We start from the raw sequence: 18,743 nt of genomic DNA on the forward strand, positions 1-18,743 counted from the left end.
GAATTTTATAATAATGGGCTCAACAGAACGAAACGGGACGGAAAAAACTGATACGCTCCCTATGAAGAATTTTAAAATTGATAAGGAAAACATCATGTTTGCATCTAAAGAAGGTCAAAATGTCCCTCAAGTTACTTTCCCTACTCGTCAGGGTGACGCATGGGTTAACGTAACAACTGATGAGTTATTCAAGGATAAAACGGTTATCCTATTCAGCTTACCGGGTGCATTCACACCAACATGTTCATCCACTCACCTACCTCGTTACAACGAGCTGTTCTCAGTATTCAAAGAACATGGCGTTGATGACATTCTGTGTGTTTCAGTTAATGACACCTTCGTTATGAACGCATGGAAAGCAGACCAAGAAGCAGAAAACATCACCTTCATTCCAGATGGCAACGGTGACTTCACTGACGGCATGGGCATGCTTGTTGAGAAAAATGACCTAGGCTTTGGTAAACGCTCATGGCGCTACAGCATGCTAGTGAAAAACGGTGTTGTAGAGAAAATGTTCATTGAGCCAAACGAGCCAGGCGACCCGTTCAAGGTTTCTGACGCAGATACGATGCTTGAGTACATCGCACCTGAGCACAAAGAACAAGAGTCAATCACCGTATTCTCTAAACCGGGTTGCCCATTCTGTATGAAAGCAAAACAAGCGTTAATCGACCACGGTCTAAACTATGAAGAAGTAGTTCTTGGTAAGGATGCGACAACAGTAAGTCTGCGCGCGATTTCTGGTCGTTCAACCGTGCCTCAAGTCTTTATCGGTGGTAAGCACATCGGTGGCAGCGAAGAGCTAGATGTTTACCTAGCAGAGAAGGCATAAGAGCTAGAGAGCTAGAGAGCTAGAGAGCTAGAATTATCTCTCATAGAGCAAAGATTTCAAAGGGACGCTACTGCGTCCCTTTTATCATTCTTAACCATACCATTTTAATAAGATGCAAAGCGAGCAAGCTGTTACAAGCGACCGACAACAGCAGCAATGCAACCGCCTCCACACTCTTTGGGTTATCAGCAAACAATAACCACCAACTCCCCCACCCCAAAACGCTCAGTACAAACAACTGAATCATGCAGCGCTTACAGCGGCCTATTTTTTTCCAGAACCAATTTGACTGACAGTATGGGCAAGACATGGGAGCAACCAATAATTAACAATGAACCATGATAACAGAGAGGCGGATAGCAGACAGAAAAAAGCCCCAACATCAAATCCGATATTGGGGCCTTCTTAGATTCTTCTAAGAAAAAGCAGTGGTATTTATGTAGACCTTGCTCTTTCTAAAAGGTTCAAAACAAATCGACGATTTTTAAAATATTTTGTCGATGCTTTTACTTTCAATCAGTTATGCAACATTGACCTTTGCAATTACTTTCTCTACAAGATTGATCTCTAGCGCAACCTCATCACATGCATGCTGACGTGGACACTGATCGCAATCCTTAAGCACCTTCTCAGGCAGCAAGCTCTTAGATGTTGGATTGAAGTCGTGATTCATAAAGAACTCTGGTGTGCGAGTCAGTACAAACACTTTCTTGATTGCCATCTGACGAGCCTTCTCTACTAGGTGCTGAACAATCGCGGTACCATGACCTTGTCCTTGCCAACCAGCTTCAATACCTAGTGAACGAATCTCTGCCAAGCCTGAGTCGTAAACATACAGCGATGCGCACCCCGTGACTTCACCATGGTGTTCAGAGACAGCGAACGAGCCGATATCGCGAACCAGTTCATTACGAGATCGTGGTAGGTTCTCACCAAGGTTAGCCCAGTACGCGACCATACCCTCGAGCTCTTCCACATCGGTCAGACGTGCAGGACGAACATTCACTTTAGAGGCATCACGCTGAGACAAACGCTGCTCTGCTTGGTCGACAGCAAAAGCAACCTGCTTAGGAGATACGCCACCCAGAGCGCTACGTTTCTCGAGACAAGATTCAATCGTCAGAATGTCGTAGACATCTTCTTCAATCACGTCAGAGAACTCTTTTAGCTCTGTAATTGATAGCTCTTCTAGGGCACAGCCTTTGGCAATCGCACCGACAACAGCAACACCTACGATATGGTGTGCTTCACGGAATGGAATATCTTTCGCTACTAGGTAATCCGCTAACTCAGTTGCGTTGGCGTAGCCTTGCTTAGCCGCCTCTAGAGTACGCTCACCGTTCACCTTGATGCCATCAAAGCACAGTGCCGCCATTTCCATACAATCGTTCCAAGTATCAAGAGCATCAAACAGCCCTTCTTTGTCTTCTTGCATGTCTTTGTTGTATGCCAATGGCAGAGCTTTTACTGTCATCATCATGCCAGCAAGAGAACCATACACGCGCCCGGTTTTACCACGGATAAGTTCTAGCGCATCTGGGTTCTTTTTCTGTGGCATCAGCGACGAACCAGACGTCACTGTGTCAGCAAGCTCGATGAAGTTTGATTCACCAGAGTTGTAGAAAATCATATCTTCAGCAAGACGAGAAAGGTGCAGCATTGAGATAGAAGCGATCGACATCAGTTCCATCACATGGTCACGATCCGATACGGAATCCAAAGAGTTACGTGTTGCACGGCGGAAGCCTAGGTTGTGAGCCAGCTGCTCACGGTCCATCGGATACGCGGTACCTGCAAGTGCACCCGACCCTAATGGGCAAGTATCCAAGCGTTTAATTGCATCACTCAGACGAGAGTAATCACGCTCAAACATTTCAACATAAGCCAAACACCAATGAGCAAACGTCACCGGTTGAGCACGCTGCAAGTGCGTGTAACCCGGCAGTACCGTACCTTGGTGTGCTTTTGCGACTTCAACCATCTGACTTTGCAGACGATCAAGTGCTAGAAGTAGCTGATGACCTTGCTGACGACACCATAGCTTAAGGTCAGTTGCTACTTGGTCGTTACGAGAACGGCCAGTATGAAGTTTTTTACCTAGATCACCGACTTTACCAATCAGTCTTTGTTCCACCCAAGAGTGAATATCTTCAGCATCTGAGCTTAGAATCTGGTGTGGGTCTTCCATCACCTCAAGCTTCAGCTCGTTAAGTGCAAGCTCTAGTTTTTGCTGTTCTTGCTCAGAAAGAACACCGACAGAAAGCAGTGCTTTAGACCACGCAATTGAACCAACAATATCTTGTTCTGCTAGTCGGTAATCGAAGCGCAGTGAATCGTTAAAGTCTTTAAACCTTGTATCTGCCGCTTGGGTAAATCTACCGCCCCATAATGCCATGGTGTCTCTCCTAACTGCACAGTGCTCACTGTGATCTCAAACTTGGTAATTCTGATTATATGTCAGTATTCTTTTGATGCTTCCAATCTACGGTATTTCCGCCGATAAATAAAGTATAAATTCATTATTTTTACATATTTATTCAAAATACTGCTATTGGATTATTATAGTCCTCCCGATACAAAAAATCGAAGCCCAATTCATCTAATCAATGAACTGGGCTCCGAAGGATTTTGTCTCTAAGTTACAACAACCTAAATGTTATTTTTGGCTGTTCAGCGCTCTGATACGGCTCGAGAGAGAGTAAAGACGAATGAAGCCTTCAGCATGGCTTTGATCGTACACCTCGTCCTCACCAAAGGTTGCAAACTCTTCTGAGTACAAGCTATTGTCCGAACGTTTCTGAGTAACTGTTGCGTGGCCTTTGTACAGCTTAACCACTACCTCACCATTCACATCTTGAGCTAGCTCTTCTGATGCAGCCAAGATTGATTTACATAGTGGCGTGAACCAACGACCATCATAAACAAGGTGAGAAGCCTTCACACCCAACTCTTCACGGAACTCGAAAGAGGCTTTATCCAGCACAAGTTGCTCAACCGCACGCAGCGCTTCCATCATGATTGTGCCACCCGGAGTTTCGTAACAACCGCGAGATTTCATACCCACAAGACGGTTCTCTACGATGTCGATACGACCAACACCGTGCTTCGCACCTTTTTCGTTTAGGTAAACCAACGCGTTGTATGGCGTCATTGTTTCACCGTCAACGGCAACCACTTCACCTTTTTCAATTTTGAGCGTGACAGTTTCAGATTCATTTGGTGCTTGCTCAGGGTCAACAGTCCATGCCCAGCAATCATCATTGGGTGCATTCCACGTATCTTCAAGAACACCACCTTCTGTAGAGATGTGCCACGCGTTTGCGTCACGAGAGTAGATCTTAGTCAGTGATGCCGTACATGGGATGTTGCGCTCAGCAAGGTAGTCTAAGCACTCCTCACGGCTAACTAGATCCCACTCACGCCAAGGTGCAATCACGTGTAGGTCTGGTGCTAGCGCTGCAAATGCACCCTCAAAACGAACTTGGTCGTTCCCCTTACCCGTACAACCATGACACAATGCATCCGCTCCCACTTTACGCGCCACTTCTACCTGCGCTTTAGCAATGATAGGACGAGCCATCGACGTACCTAGAAGGTATTTGCCCTCATAGTAAGCGCCCGTTTTTAGTGTAGGGAAGATGTAATCAGCAACCATTTCTTCTTTTAGATCTGCAATGTAGCACTCAGATGCACCTGAAGCCTTTGCTTTTGCCTCGATACCTTCTAGTTCTTCTGCGCCTTGACCAACATCGGCTACAAACGCGACCACTTCACAATCGTAGTTTTCTTTTAGCCACGGGATGATTACTGAAGTATCTAGACCGCCAGAGTAGGCTACGACTACTTTATTTACGTTTACTTTGCTCATTGTGTTCTCCTAGTTTCCTTACTGCACATGGCGGTCAGAGGAAATTGATAATAAATAGATTAAAATTCAAAACTGACTGAGTGATTCAATTTGCGCTCAAATAGTTGAAGAGCGTCTTGCTATCACTGAGGTAAGAACTGTGTTCCGATGCTCTTACCTGCAAATAATTGGTTTAATTTTTCTGGGTAACGCCACGTTGCTACCTCTATCGCTCGGCCTAAATCATTAGCCGCTTGTAGCGCCGCTTCAACCTTAACGATCATACCGTCGGTAATCACTTGGCCTTGGATTAGATCTTGAGCTTGCTGCTTATCTAGTGATGGGATCAGGTGTCCTTTACCGTCTAGCACACCGCTAACATCAGACAACAAAACAAGATCCGCATCAAGCGCTCCAGCAACAGCGACTGCCGCTTGATCTGCATTGACGTTCATCAATTGCCCCTGAGTCGTTAAACCGATAGAGCTGATGATCGGCATCGCACCAGCTGCCAGAATTGCTTGCAATACTTCGCCATTACCTGGCGTGGCTTTACCAACAGCACCTAATTCTGGGTTCAGCTCTTCAACCGAACATAAGCCGCCATCGGCCAGACTCAGGCCTACAGCATTTAAGCCATCTTTAATCGCTTGGCCTTGAAGCAGTTTGTTTGCTGTGCCCGCAAGTGCACCGGCAATGACAGGAATCTGCTCATACGGCGTGACACGTAGACCATCCTTTTTAACTGTTTCAAGATTCAACTTCTTCATAAGGTCATCAACGAGGTAACCACCGCCATGGACGATGACAATCGATCGTTGCGCACTTTTTTGATACTCCGCTACCGCTTTAAAAAGTTGACTTAAGGTATCGCTGCACTCTAAAGCTGCGCCACCAAGTTTCACTACTAATGGGGTTGAATTTACGTTATTCATCATCGTTATCCTTAAATCAGAGCGGTTAAAGCTGGGTAGCCGTAATGAATATTCAGACACTGCATTGCTTGACTCGATGCGCCTTTCAATAGGTTATCGATCGCCGAAACAACAATCAGGTGCTGACCTTGAATCTTCCACCCTAAATCGCAGAAGGGTGTATTCTCAACGTCTTGAATGCGTGGCAAGGTGTCGAGTAGGCGTACTGCAGGTTTATCTAGATAAGCAGTTTCAAATGCTTGAGCAACGTCTTGCTCAATCACACCCGGTGCCAGCTTGACGGTAATCGTCGCCAAAATGCCACGCTTAAAGTTACCTAGGTGTGGTGTGAAGATCACATCCGTTCCTAAGTGAGTCGCGATCTCTGGTTGGTGACGGTGATTAAATACACCATAAGGCTGCAAGCTCACCTCACAAAAGCTATTGGTCATGGTTGCTTTACGGCCTGCCCCCGTTACACCACTGGTCGCATTAATAACTGGCCATTGGTTTGGGTCTAGAAGCTTACCTTCAACAAGTGGTTTTAGTGCCAATTGTGATGCGGTCGGGTAACAACCGGCGACGGCCACAAGTTGCGCTTCTTTGATCGCGTCTTCATTCCACTCAGCCAGGCCATACGCAGCAGAATCAAGATACTGCGGGAACTGATGCGTAAAACCGTAATAGGTATCGTAGAAGTCTTCACCTTTAACACGAAACGCACCCGATAGGTCAAATACCTGGCAGTCCTGTTCAATGAAGGTTGCTGCTAAGTCGTGGCTAACCTCATGAGCGGTAGCAAGGAAGACAACATCCGACTCTTGAGCTACCTTTGCAGGATTTACCAAAGGTTGAACCGGTGCATCAATAATTCCAGCCAGTTTTCCGTGTAGCGCAGCAATAGGCTTATTCGCATCAACGCTGTTGGCGGAAACGTACAAACCTGCTAGCTTGAGGTGTGGGTGTTTCTCTACCATGAGAGCGAGCTCTGCTCCTGTATAGCCGCTTGCTCCGATAATCGCTGTCTTCAACATCACACCCACCTAAACCAACTTATAACCAATGACTAAAAATATACTTAACTTCGCTTTAAAGTGATTTTTTATTCACTAAAAATGATTTAGTATGTGTTTTACCGTGTTATGTGAACTCTGTCAACTGGAAAAGTGAAGATCCTATGCAGCAAGTACCAAAATTTCTCGATATCTATGGTGGACTGATTTCTACCTCTTCAATTAGCTCAACGGATTCCTCATGGGATGAAGGCAACGCAAAGGTGATTGAAAAGCTCGCCACTTGGCTGCGAGATATGCAGTTTAAAGTTGAAGTCATTGAAGTCGAACCGGGTAAACACAACCTTATTGCCAAACGGGGTAGTGGCGAAGGGGGTCTACTACTTGCGGGACACTCTGACACCGTACCTTACGATGAAGGCCGCTGGAACTTCGACCCACACGCTTTGACAGAACACAACAACCGCTTCTATGGCCTTGGCACCGCTGATATGAAAGGTTTCTTTGCGTTTATTATTGAAGCGGTAAAAAAGGTAGACTGGAGTAAACAAACTAAACCCCTCTATATCTTGGCTACCTGTGATGAAGAGACGACTATGCTTGGGGCACGTCACTTCACCGACAATGCGCCGTTTAAACCGGACTACTGTATTATCGGGGAACCAACAAGCCTAGTACCTATTCGTGGACACAAGGGTCATGTGGCCAATGCCATTCGCGTAACCGGTAAGTCTGGCCACTCTTCTGACCCTGCACTCGGCGTGAATGCGATTGAGATCATGCATGAAGTGTTGTTCGCTATGATGCAACTGCGTGATCGCTTGATCAAAGAATACCATCACCCTGGCTTTGCCATTCCGAGCCCAACCCTAAACCTAGGCCATATTCACGGCGGAGATAGCGCAAACCGAATCTGTGGCTGCTGTGAACTGCATTACGATGTTCGTCCACTACCAGGTATTAGCCTCGATGGACTAGACAATCTGTTAAAGGACGCACTGAAAGAGGTTGAAGCCAAATGGCCAGGCCGACTCTCGATCACACCACTGCATGAGCCGATTCCAGGCTACGAATGTGAGCATGACCATCCCTTTATTCATGGTGTTGAAACCATCTGTGAGACTAAATCAGAAACCGTAAACTACTGTACCGAAGCGCCCTTCTTACAACAGCTTTGCCCAACATTGGTTCTTGGCCCTGGCTCAATTGATCAAGCACACCAACCCGATGAGTTCCTGAGCTTCGATTTCATCGACCCAACCATCAAGGTACTCTCTCAAGCAATGTATCAGTACTGTTTCTAATGAAACTTCATAAAGGGTGTCGATACATGAGCTTTGTCTGTTCGCCACCCTTTTTTGTAATTTAATTTCAGATTGAGTACCCCTGCGCCAATGCAACGATTGCGCACCACCTATTGACCGAATCATTGAAAACTATTGAGGCTTTATTTGACTAACAGCCAAAGTTTTCGCTAGATTGTCTAGCTAACAAAGAACATTGGATGTAATTTTTTTACGAGGCAGGACGAAATGAATGAGAAATACTCCGCTTTAAAAAGCAATGTAAGCATGCTTGGACGCTTACTGGGTAACACCATCAAGGATGCACATGGTGACGCTATTTTAGATAAAGTGGAAACCATTCGTAAGCTTTCAAAGTCAGGAGCAGGGAGTGCTGAAGATAGACAAGCACTGATCGAAGAGATCAAAAACCTGCCAAACGAACAACTCACCCCAGTTGCTCGCGCATTCAACCAATTTCTAAACCTCACGAACATGGCTGAGCAGTACCACACTATCTCTCGCCATTGTGAAGAACAAGTCTGCGAACCAGACGCCCTAAACCACCTTTTCTCTAAGCTTTCTCAAAACAACATCAGCAAGTTAGACGCTGCTCAAGCCGTTCGTGAACTGAACATCGAGCTCGTACTAACCGCTCACCCAACAGAAATCACTCGTCGCACCATGATTAACAAACTGGTGAAAATCAACGAGTGTCTATCTAAGCTGGAGCTAAGCGACCTTTCCTATAAAGAACGCCACAAGACAGAACGCCGCCTTGAGCAATTGATCGCCCAAAGCTGGCACTCGGATGTTATCCGTAAGCAGCGCCCTACTCCTCTAGATGAAGCTAAATGGGGCTTTGCGGTTGTTGAGAACTCTCTATGGGAAGCAGTACCAGAATTCTTGCGTGAAATGGATGAGCGTATTGAAGGCTACCTAGGTGAAGGCCTGCCAATTGATGCACGCCCAGTTCACTTCTCATCTTGGATGGGTGGCGACCGAGATGGTAACCCATTTGTAACGCACAAAATCACTCGTGAAGTGATGCTACTATCTCGCTCAAAAGCAGCTGAGTTGTACCTGAACGACATCAACGAGCTCATTAGTGAGCTTTCAATGACTCAGTGTAACGACCAGGTGCGAGAGCTAGCAGGCGAAGACTCACATGAACCATACCGTGCAATCCTGAAAGACCTGCGTCAGTTGCTAAGCGCAACAGTAGAGATCCTGGAGACTAAGCTTGAAGGCCAAGCGCTTTCAGTTAAAGCACCGCTACAAAAAGTAGAGCAACTTTGGGAACCGCTGTATGCATGTTACCAATCGCTGCACGAGGGTGGCATGGGCGTCATTGCAGATGGCTCACTACTCGATACACTGCGCCGCGTAAAAGCTTTTGGAATCCACCTAGTTCGCCTAGATATCCGTCAAGAAAGTACTCGTCACTCAGATGCACTATCTGAACTGACTCGTTACCTAGGCATTGGTGACTACGATCAATGGTCTGAGCAAGACAAGGTCGCATTCCTGACTAACGAGCTTAGCTCAAAACGCCCACTGCTTCCTCGCGACTGGCAACCATCTCCAGAAGTACAAGAAGTCATTGATACTTGTCGTATTATTGCTTCTCAACCTCGTGAAGCCTTTGGTGCATATGTTATCTCTATGGCACGAACTGCATCAGACGTACTTGCTGTACACCTACTGCTTCAAGAAGCAGGTTGTCCTTACCGCCTAGACGTTTGTCCACTATTCGAAACTCTGGACGATTTGAACAACTCTGAAGCAGTTATCAAGCAACTAATGGGCATCGACCTTTACCGTGGCTTTATTCAAAACCACCAAATGGTGATGATCGGTTATTCTGACTCAGCAAAAGATGCTGGCGTAATGGCTGCGGGCTGGGCTCAATATGATGCAATGGACAAACTCGTTAAAGTATCGGAAGAAGAAGGCATTGAGCTAACTCTATTCCACGGTCGTGGCGGTACTGTTGGTCGTGGTGGTGCTCCTGCACATGCGGCGCTATTGTCTCAACCACCTCGCAGCTTGAAAGGCGGTCTTCGCGTAACTGAACAAGGTGAGATGATTCGCTTTAAGCTTGGCCTGCCAGAGGTTGCCGTAAACAGCTTCAACATGTATGCAAGTGCAATCCTAGAAGCGAACCTTCTTCCACCTCCAGAGCCAAAACAAGCATGGCGTGACCTAATGGAAGTGCTATCACAGGTTTCTTGCGATGCATACCGTGGTGTTGTGCGTGGTGAAGCAGATTTCGTTCCTTACTTCCGTCAAGCAACACCAGAACTAGAGCTAGGTAAACTACCTCTAGGTTCACGTCCTGCAAAACGTAACCCAAACGGCGGCGTAGAAAGCTTGCGTGCGATTCCATGGATCTTCTCATGGAGTCAAAACCGCCTAGTACTTCCAGCTTGGTTAGGGGCTGGCGAAGCGATTCAGTACTCTGTCGACCAAGGCCACCAAGCGTTACTTGAAGAGATGTGTCGTGAATGGCCGTTCTTCTCAACTCGCTTAGGTATGCTTGAGATGGTTTACTCGAAGTGTAACCTAGAGATCTCTCGTTACTACGATGAACGTTTAGCAGAGCCTGAGCTTGTATCACTGGGTGATCGCCTGCGTGAGCAGCTGCAAAAAGACATTAAAACGGTTCTTAACGTGGATAACCACGAGAACTTGATGCAAGCAGACCCATGGGGCCTTGAATCAATTCGCCTACGTAACATCTACGTAGAGCCATTGAACATGCTTCAAGCGGAGCTACTATACCGAACTCGTCAGTCTGAAGAGTCACAACCAGAGCTAGAAGAAGCATTGATGGTGACTATCGCTGGTATTGCTGCAGGTATGCGCAACACGGGCTAACCAGGAACTAGTGAAAAACTCCATGCAAGGAACAAAGGGTCGCAACTAGCGACCCTTTTATTTTGCCAGCAAGTAATTACTGAGTAATTTGTCACTTTTTATTGCAAAATGCGGATTGTATTCTACTTTATGCTTATTATTTAGATATACTACGCAGCCGCTCAAGCAAACTCGTAAAAAAATAATGACGCTGATGACACAAGTTGCCATCAAGAAAGGCGCTAAAGACGAAGAGCGAAACCTCAGTTGAACTTGTGACAACGGCTTACCAAGGTGACATTACTCTTGTAGCAAATCGCTATAGAGTACTGCTTACGCGCAGCACTATATCCCTTACCAACAGAAGTAAGGTTGACGCTTAAGTAGCTAGATTTCATTTATTTTGGATTGAAGACATGTCATTACCACACGTAATTCTCACAGTACTAAGTACACGCGACGCAACCGGATACGACATTACTAAAGAGTTTTCTGCAAGTATTGGGTACTTCTGGAAAGCAAGCCACCAGCAGGTTTACCGCGAGCTAAATAAAATGGCTCAGAATGAAATGGTAACATGCGAACTCCAGCCACAAGATGGTAAACCAGACCGTAAGGTTTATTCTATTACCGACGCAGGCCGTGCAGCGTTAGGTGATTGGTTTGAACAACCGATGGTTCACCCAACAGTTCGTGATGAGTTCTCTGCTAAATTGATGGCATGTAACATTCAAGCTTCTAACCCTTTCCAATTCCAACTATCTGAATTGGTTGAAGAGTCTAAGCTGCTAATCACTCACTACAAAGAGATCGAAGCAACACACTACGCTGATGCGGCATCACTCAGCAAGCAGATGCGACTTGAGCGCCTAACACTCCGCCGTAACCTTTTAACACGCCAAGCGTGGATTGATTGGGCAGAAGAAGTCTTAGACGAGCTACAAGCGGGTCATTAATGACCAACTCTCATGAATAAACGAAAGGCTGAAATCTTACGATTTCAGCCTTTTTTGCACTCGCTCAATCTGTCGATATTTGGCTACTCATTAAACCTGAGGACGCACACCCAATGTATGACATAACGCGTAGGTCATTTCCGCACGGTTTAATGTATAGAAGTGGAAGTCTTTCACCCCTTCTCGGCTCAGGATTCGCACCATATCAATCGCCTGGCTCGCACCAACTAACTGACGGGTTGTAGGGTCATCATCCAGGCCTTCAAACTGCTTCGCCATCCAACCTGGCACCTTAACGTTGTTCATTGCCGCAAAGCGTGAAGCCTGCTTAAAATTTGAAACCGGCAGGATACCCGGAACAATCTCAACATCAATACCAGCCGCAACACTGCGGTCACGAAAACGAAGGTAGCTTTCTACATCAAAAAAGAACTGAGTGATTGCACGGTTTGCGCCCGCATCGACTTTGCGCTTCAGGTTAAGCAGATCAGACTGCGCACTCTTCGCTTCTGGGTGAACCTCAGGAAAAGCCGCAACCGAGATATCAAAGTCATGGCGAGCTTTCAAAAGCTCGACTAGATCCGATGCGTACATCTCAGGTGCACCGCCACCCGGTGGAATGTCACCACGCAGTGCTACGATACTCTTGATGCCATTTTCCCAATAGTCATCGGCAATTTGAATCAGTTCTTCACGAGAAGCATCGATACAAGTTAGGTGTGGCGCGGCTACTAAACCGGTTTGATCTTTGATCTCTTTGATAATTGAGTGTGTTCTATCACGCTCACCTGAGTTTGCACCATAAGTTACCGAAACAAACTTAGGTTGAAGCGTTTTTAGGCGGTGTACAGAATTCCACAGCGTCTCTTCCATCTTCTCACTGCTTGGTGGAAAAAACTCAAATGATACGTTAATGTTGTCTGACAACTCAGCAATGTTCTGGTTTAGCGCATCAATATGGCTTGCGTGTGTGTATCCCATAACTCTCTCCCTAAATAACGATCCCTTCTCTACGAATCGCCAAAAATCTAAATTCCTTAGAACGACGTTTGGACGTCTATATGTCTACAGAATGTATTGGATAGGATTTAATGTCAACAGGATCGATTATGAATTTTATTCATGATGAAGGTGAGCAGATTTGAAGTAAAAAAAGGAAGCACTATTGATGCTTCCTCCTTATAAAATCGACTTAGATTTAGACCTTTAACTCTAGTTAGAACAAACCAGCTAAACGGTTCAGATCCGATTGGATGGCCCCTGCCGTGACTTCTCGTCCTGCACCAGGGCCACGAATAACCAGTGGGTTATCCTTGTACCACTTACTCTCGATAGCAAAGATATTGTCACATGGTAGTAAGTTCGCCAGTGCATGCTCTGCTGCAAGGTCTTCAATGCCTACTGTCGCCTTACCGTTTTTCTCTAGACGAGCAACATAACGAAGCACCTTGCCATCACGCTGCGCTCTCTTCAAACGCTCAGCCAAGATCTCACTTAGCAGCTCCGCCTTATCGAGAAAGTCGTCCAATGACAGCTCAGCAAGCTCCTCTGGCACCAGTGATTCAACCTTCACGCTCTCAGGTTCGATATCGAGACCAGACTCTCGAGCAAGGATAACTAACTTACGCATAACATCTGAGCCATCGAGGTCAGAGCGAGGGTCCGGTTCCGTTAAGCCTTGCTGCCAAGCAAGGTCTACCAACTGGTGAAAAGGTACGGCACCATCAAACTGCTGGAACAACCAAGAAAGTGTACCTGAGAAGATGCCGGATAAAGCAATGATTTCATCGCCGCTTTCTTTCAGATCGCGAACGGTGTGGTTAATCGGTAGGCCAGCGCCCACAGTAGCGTTGTATAACCAATGACGACCAATCTTAGAGAACGCATCCTGAACCTGATGGTAGTACTCACTTGAAGCTGAACCCGCCACTTTATTCGCAGAGATCAGGTGGATACCTTGCTCAGCAATCGCGACATAGTAACCCGCAAGCTCTTTACTCGCTGTGACATCGAGGATCACTACCTCATCATAACCTTGAATTGCACCAAGCTTCTCTAGCCAAGCGCTATCTTGATGAGCGACAGACTCTTCATCAAAGTGACTCTCAACATGAGCAGGATTAATTCCCGATTCATCAAACCAGTAAGTCTGACTATCCACGACAGAAACGAGCTCAAACACCATACCGTGACGTTTTTCTAGCTCCGTCTTTTGCTCTGCAAACAACTCAAGCCAGCTCGAGCCAATATTACCTTTGCCACACAGCGCGACCGCAACGCGCTTCTGCGCCTGGAACAGCTGAGAGTGGATACTTGAGACCAGGCTATTGGTATCTGCTTTACGCACTACTGCCGCTAAGCTAAGGCCAGATTCAGATTCACAGATGAACTCAACCTTGGCACTTTTGAGCTGCTGATAAAAGCCGTAGCAGTGATTTGGATTCTTAGTGACGCCCGCCCCAACAGCTGCTACAAAGGAATAGCCTTCTTGCAGCTTAATCTCTGCTTCAATCGCCGCATCCTGTAAATAGGACAAAGCGCCACCAGCGATCTCTGTAGTGTAAGCAAGGCGGATACAGTTTTGATCGGCTTGCGCCTCAAATGCCAACGGCTCGAGTTGAGCACGTTTCAGCTGAGCCATCACGTCTTTCTCAATGCGAGCAAACTCATGACCTTGAGAGAAAGTAAGCTGTACAATCAACACCTCATCCAATGAGGTGATAATCTTGGCACCACGCCCAGATGCAAGCACACGCTCAATACGTGTCGAGCCAGCTTCGGGTTGATAGCTGCAACGAAGACTCAAATCCATCGAGCTTTGCGCTACAGGCTGAAGAGTACGGCTATGCAGAACTGGAGCAGCCAAGCGAGCCAGCTCACTTGCCTCATCTAAGCGTAGTAAAGGGAGTAAGCACGCATCATTGACTACGCGCGGGTCTGCACTATATACCCCAGCAACATCACTCCAGATAGTGACACAATCAACCTCTGCTAAGGCACCAATCACCGTTGCAGAGTAATCTGAGCCATTACGGCCGAGAAGAACCGTTTCGCCCTCTTCGCTTTGCGCCATGAAACCGGTAATCACTACTCGATGATGCGAATGCTGAGCTAGTACTTCTTTTAGTAAACCGTAAGAGCGGCCACGATCGACCTCTGGTTGAGTGCCCACTTCTGCACGTAAGAATGCACGAGCATCTTGCGCCACGGCTGGCATACCTTGCTGTTCGAGTAGGGCTGCAAGCAGGCGAGATGACCACACCTCTCCATGTCCCATTACGGCAGATTTCTGCGCATTGGTTAACGGATAAGAAAGCTCACCCAATGCAGAAAACTCTTTCTTGAGCGTTTCTGCTAGCGGTTGCTGACGCTCACTTTCAAGCAGTTCTTCAATTAACGAAAACTGGAACTGACGCAACTCTTGTAGCTTCTCGTGCGCGACACGACCATCGTGATCAATCGCATCAAGAAACTCAATAAGACGGTTGGTTGTCTTACCGGCAGCGGATACCACGACCAAGTCGTCAGCCGCTGAATACTGTTTAAGAATGCTTGCCACACGCCGATAGCATTCTGGATTCGCCAGGCTACTACCACCAAATTTATGCAGTTGACGAGTATGGTTGAGAGAAGACATTAAAATGCCTCCTTGGTCTTGGCAAATGCCTGACGCAGGTCTTCAATCAGGTCATCGGCATCTTCAAGCCCCACCGATAAACGCAATAATTGTTGAGAAACACCGGCTTCAGCTAGCGCTTCCTCACCCATTGCGCGATGAGTCATAGAGGCTGGGTGACAGATAAGGCTCTCAACACCACCCAGTGACTCTGCGAGTGAGAACAGTTGAAGTTCACCAACAAAGAACTTCAATGCCTCAAAAGAACCACCAAACTCAAAGCTCAGCATTGAGCCGAAACCGGATTGCTGCTTCTTGGCTATCTCATGACCAGGATGCTCTGGTAGGCTTGGGTGGTAGATCTTGGCGATGAGTTCTTGCTGCTTGAGAAAATCAAGAATCGCTTGTGAGCTTTCTTCATGTACACGCATACGGGCACCAAGTGTACGAATACCACGCAGCGTCATATAGCTATCAAACGGTGTTCCGGTTGCACCGATGCAGTTGCCCCACCAAGCGAGCTCTTCTGCATGCTCTTCCGTTTTTGTAATTACTACACCGCCAATCACATCAGAGTGACCATTGATGTATTTAGTGGTTGAGTGAATAACAAAGTCAGCACCAAGCTCTAAAGGCTTTTGGTATATCGGGGTCAAAAAGGTATTGTCGACAGCAACTAGCGCTCCCACTTGCTTTGCTTTTTCACACACAGCGGCAATATCAACCACACGCACCAACGGGTTAGATGGCGTTTCTAGCAGGATAAGTTTTGGCTTCTTCTCAATCGCTGCATCGAACGCTTGCTCATCAGACTGATCAACAAACTCAACCTTAAAGTCACCCTTTTGTGAGCGAGTGTTAAATAGACGATACGTACCGCCATAGCAATCATGCGGTGCAACAATCAGGTCATCAGGACCAAGGAAAGCCGATACCCATAAGTTGAGCGCTGATGTACCACAGTTAGTCACCACCGCACCTTTACCAGATTCAAGCTCAAACAATGCAGTTTCTAACAGTCCACGGTTTGGGTTACCCGAGCGGGTATAGTCATAGTTTGGTACTTCACCAAATGCAGGAAAACCGTAGTTGGTCGATAGGTAAATCGGTGGGACAACCGCGTGATGTTGAGTGTCTGATTCAATCCCAGTACGGACAGCAATCGTTGCTGGTTTGCGAGCGCTCATAGGGTATTCCTTTCCTAATCAAATCTGTCGAATATTCTTGATTCGAGGATAATATATATCGACTATCAAGCTGGTCGGATATATCTTATTCTTTATTACTCCCTACTCTACCATCGCAAGATAAGACGTCAACACTTCCAGACGTCTATATGTCTTTGCTTATGGCAGTAAATCCCGCTAGAATCCCACTATCTATCCTATTTACTCTAACAATAACGAAGGTGTGCAATGGCAGACTGGAATGGCGAATACATTAGCCCTTACGCAGAACACGGTAAGAAAAGCGAACAAGTGAAAAAAATCACTGTTTCTATCCCACTTAAAGTATTAAAGGTTCTAACCGACGAGCGTACTCGCCGCCAGATTAATAACCTACGTCACGCAACCAACAGTGAGCTATTGTGTGAAGCATTCCTACATGCCTACACAGGCCAACCACTGCCAACCGATGAAGACCTACGTAAAGACCGACCAGACGACATCCCTGCTGAAGCAAAAGCACTGATGACAGAGATGGGCATCGAGTTCGAAGCCTTCGACGAAGAATAAAGGTAAGAGTGATTGAAGCGATTGTGATTCGGGGGAATACAAAAGTTTCAAAAGCCAGATAAAACAACGGGACGCTTGAGCGTCCCGTTTTTATTGTTAAGCCTTGCTACTATGCCATGTAGTTTTCTGGCATTTCGATACGAGCTACGCCCGCTACTACCGCTGCTTCTGCTACCGCTTTTGCCACACGTGGAAGTAAGCGCGCATCCATTGGTTTAGGAATGATGTAGTCAGGCCCGAACTCTAGCTTCTCAGCGCCTGCTGCTGTCAATACCTCGGCAGGAACCTCTTCTTTCGCTAGCTGACGAATAGCCTCAACCGCAGCCAATTTCATTTCATCATTAATCTCACTTGCACGCACATCCAGTGCACCACGGAAAATGAATGGGAAACACAGCACATTGTTTACTTGGTTAGGGTAATCAGAGCGGCCCGTACCCATAATTAGGTCATTACGAACCTCATGAGCAAGCTCAGGTTTGATCTCTGGATCTGGGTTTGAACATGCGAACACAACAGGCTTATCAGCCATTAGTTTAAGTGCTTCCGCAGGAAGCAAGTTTGGACCGGATACACCTAGGAACAGGTCAGCCCCCTCAATCACATCTTCTAGCGTACGCTTATCAGTGTTGTTCGCGAATAGCTGTTTGTACTCATTGAGATCATCACGACGAGTATGGATCACGCCTTTACGATCTAGCATGTAGATCTTCTCACGCATTGCGCCACACTTGATCAATAGCTCCATACAAGCCACTGCCGCCGCACCAGCGCCCAGACAAACGATCGTCGATTCTTCTAGTTTCTTACCTTGCAGTTCGATTGCGTTCAACATGCCTGCAGCGGTGACAATCGCAGTACCGTGCTGATCATCGTGGAACACAGGTACGTCACAACGTTCGATCAAACGACGTTCAATCTCAAAACAGTCTGGTGCTTTGATGTCTTCAAGATTGATCCCACCGAATGAGTCAGCGATATTTGCAACCGTGTCGACGAATTCATCAATTGTGCGATGCTTCACTTCGATATCAAAAGAGTCTAGGCCAGCAAAACGCTTGAACAGTAGTGCTTTACCTTCCATTACCGGCTTAGAAGCGATCGGTCCAAGGTTACCCAAACCGAGGATCGCAGTACCATTCGAGATTACCGCAACGGTGTTGCCTTTCGCTGTGTACTTGTAAACATTATCAACGTTCTGTGCAATCTCACGTACTGGTTCAGCAACACCTGGGCTATACGCCAACGCAAGGTCTGCTGCAGAGTTCGCCGGTTTCGTTAGCTCGACGGCAATCTTGCCCGGGGTTGGGTATGCATGATAGTCGAGTGCCTGCTGGCGAAATTGTTCTTCTGGAGACAGTTCTTGAGTCGGTTGGTTATTGTCTGAAGACATGAGATTGGTTTCCTCAATCTGAATTATTGTAATAGTCGCTGACCGCCAGGGGTCTGGTTGCCGTCAATAGTAATTGATGAGGTTCAAACTTCCTAGCTAGGGTTACATAAGATCGGCAAATAAAGTGTGAGGTCTGAGCACTTTAAATGTGTGAAAGTATTTCACTTTTTGGAACGTTTACAATTCAACCCATGTTATGAGCATAGAGCATGCGTTCGAATTTTGGGAAGTTCACGCAATAAGAACGGAGGAGTGAGGATAATTGGCAGATTTTGCAAGGTTATAGATACAAAA

At 46.6% G+C, this 18,743-nt stretch carries 14 protein-coding genes; 5 read left to right on the forward strand and 9 right to left on the reverse strand.

Features of this window, described 5'->3' with window-relative positions:
• Nucleotides 1-94 precede the first annotated feature (94 nt).
• Nucleotides 95-832 carry a glutathione peroxidase gene (locus tag DPF91_RS18740; protein WP_117236036.1) on the forward strand — a complete coding sequence of 246 codons (738 nt, stop codon included), beginning with the start codon at nucleotides 95-97 and terminating at the stop codon, nucleotides 830-832.
• Nucleotides 833-899: 67 nt separating this feature from the next.
• Here DPF91_RS18740 and DPF91_RS18745 read toward each other — a convergent pair whose 3' ends face one another.
• The 5 genes from DPF91_RS18745 to argC form a co-directional block, all read right to left on the reverse strand.
• Nucleotides 900-1,142 carry a DUF3624 domain-containing protein gene (locus DPF91_RS18745; RefSeq protein ID WP_117235975.1) on the reverse strand — a complete coding sequence of 81 codons (243 nt, stop codon included), beginning with the start codon at nucleotides 1,140-1,142 and terminating at the stop codon, nucleotides 900-902.
• Between the two features lie 210 nt (nucleotides 1,143-1,352).
• The gene (argH, locus tag DPF91_RS18750) at nucleotides 1,353-3,227 is read right to left on the reverse strand and encodes an argininosuccinate lyase (RefSeq protein WP_117235976.1); all 1,875 of its coding nucleotides are present in this window, start codon (nucleotides 3,225-3,227) and stop codon (nucleotides 1,353-1,355) included.
• 261 nt (nucleotides 3,228-3,488) lie between these two features.
• Nucleotides 3,489-4,700, reverse strand: coding sequence for an argininosuccinate synthase (locus DPF91_RS18755; RefSeq protein ID WP_117235977.1), 1,212 nt, complete (start codon nucleotides 4,698-4,700; stop codon nucleotides 3,489-3,491).
• Nucleotides 4,701-4,822: 122 nt separating this feature from the next.
• Nucleotides 4,823-5,614: an acetylglutamate kinase gene (argB, locus tag DPF91_RS18760; RefSeq protein WP_117235978.1), complete on the reverse strand. Its 792-nt coding sequence runs from the start codon at nucleotides 5,612-5,614 to the stop codon at nucleotides 4,823-4,825.
• Nucleotides 5,615-5,625: 11 nt separating this feature from the next.
• Nucleotides 5,626-6,627 (reverse strand): N-acetyl-gamma-glutamyl-phosphate reductase, encoded by a 1,002-nt coding sequence (argC, locus tag DPF91_RS18765; RefSeq protein WP_117235979.1) that lies wholly within the window; start codon nucleotides 6,625-6,627, stop codon nucleotides 5,626-5,628.
• Between the two features lie 143 nt (nucleotides 6,628-6,770).
• On the opposite strand from argC, the gene argE reads away from it, so the two are divergent.
• From argE to DPF91_RS18780, 3 genes are all read left to right on the forward strand, one after another.
• Nucleotides 6,771-7,910: an acetylornithine deacetylase gene (gene argE / locus DPF91_RS18770; RefSeq protein WP_117235980.1), complete on the forward strand. Its 1,140-nt coding sequence runs from the start codon at nucleotides 6,771-6,773 to the stop codon at nucleotides 7,908-7,910.
• Between the two features lie 228 nt (nucleotides 7,911-8,138).
• Nucleotides 8,139-10,769: a phosphoenolpyruvate carboxylase gene (gene ppc / locus DPF91_RS18775; RefSeq protein ID WP_117235981.1), complete on the forward strand. Its 2,631-nt coding sequence runs from the start codon at nucleotides 8,139-8,141 to the stop codon at nucleotides 10,767-10,769.
• 395 nt (nucleotides 10,770-11,164) lie between these two features.
• Nucleotides 11,165-11,704, forward strand: coding sequence for a PadR family transcriptional regulator (locus tag DPF91_RS18780; protein WP_117235982.1), 540 nt, complete (start codon nucleotides 11,165-11,167; stop codon nucleotides 11,702-11,704).
• A gap of 90 nt (nucleotides 11,705-11,794) precedes the next feature.
• On the opposite strand, the gene metF is transcribed toward DPF91_RS18780, so the two are convergent.
• The 3 genes from metF to DPF91_RS18795 all read right to left on the reverse strand — a co-directional run bounded on the left by metF (nucleotide 11,795) and on the right by DPF91_RS18795 (nucleotide 16,507).
• Nucleotides 11,795-12,685, reverse strand: a complete 891-nt coding sequence (metF, locus tag DPF91_RS18785) for a methylenetetrahydrofolate reductase (RefSeq protein WP_117235983.1) — start codon at nucleotides 12,683-12,685, stop codon at nucleotides 11,795-11,797.
• 235 nt (nucleotides 12,686-12,920) lie between these two features.
• The gene (locus tag DPF91_RS18790) at nucleotides 12,921-15,341 is read right to left on the reverse strand and encodes a bifunctional aspartate kinase/homoserine dehydrogenase II (protein ID WP_117235984.1); all 2,421 of its coding nucleotides are present in this window, start codon (nucleotides 15,339-15,341) and stop codon (nucleotides 12,921-12,923) included.
• Nucleotides 15,341-16,507 (reverse strand): O-succinylhomoserine (thiol)-lyase, encoded by a 1,167-nt coding sequence (locus tag DPF91_RS18795; RefSeq protein WP_117235985.1) that lies wholly within the window; start codon nucleotides 16,505-16,507, stop codon nucleotides 15,341-15,343. Before DPF91_RS18795 ends, DPF91_RS18790 begins: the two co-directional genes overlap by 1 nt.
• A 228-nt stretch (nucleotides 16,508-16,735) precedes the next feature.
• On the opposite strand from DPF91_RS18795, the gene metJ reads away from it, so the two are divergent.
• A complete protein-coding gene (metJ, locus tag DPF91_RS18800) occupies nucleotides 16,736-17,056 on the forward strand; it encodes a met regulon transcriptional regulator MetJ (RefSeq protein ID WP_117235986.1) in 321 nt (106 codons plus the stop codon).
• A gap of 109 nt (nucleotides 17,057-17,165) precedes the next feature.
• On the opposite strand, the gene DPF91_RS18805 is transcribed toward metJ, so the two are convergent.
• Complete coding sequence (locus DPF91_RS18805) at nucleotides 17,166-18,449, reverse strand: malic enzyme-like NAD(P)-binding protein (protein ID WP_117235987.1); 1,284 nt, start codon at nucleotides 18,447-18,449, stop codon at nucleotides 17,166-17,168.
• Between the last annotated feature and the right edge of the window lie 294 nt (nucleotides 18,450-18,743).

This window comes from Vibrio maerlii, assembly GCF_003415655.1.
GTDB lineage: Bacteria > Pseudomonadota > Gammaproteobacteria > Enterobacterales > Vibrionaceae > Vibrio > Vibrio maerlii.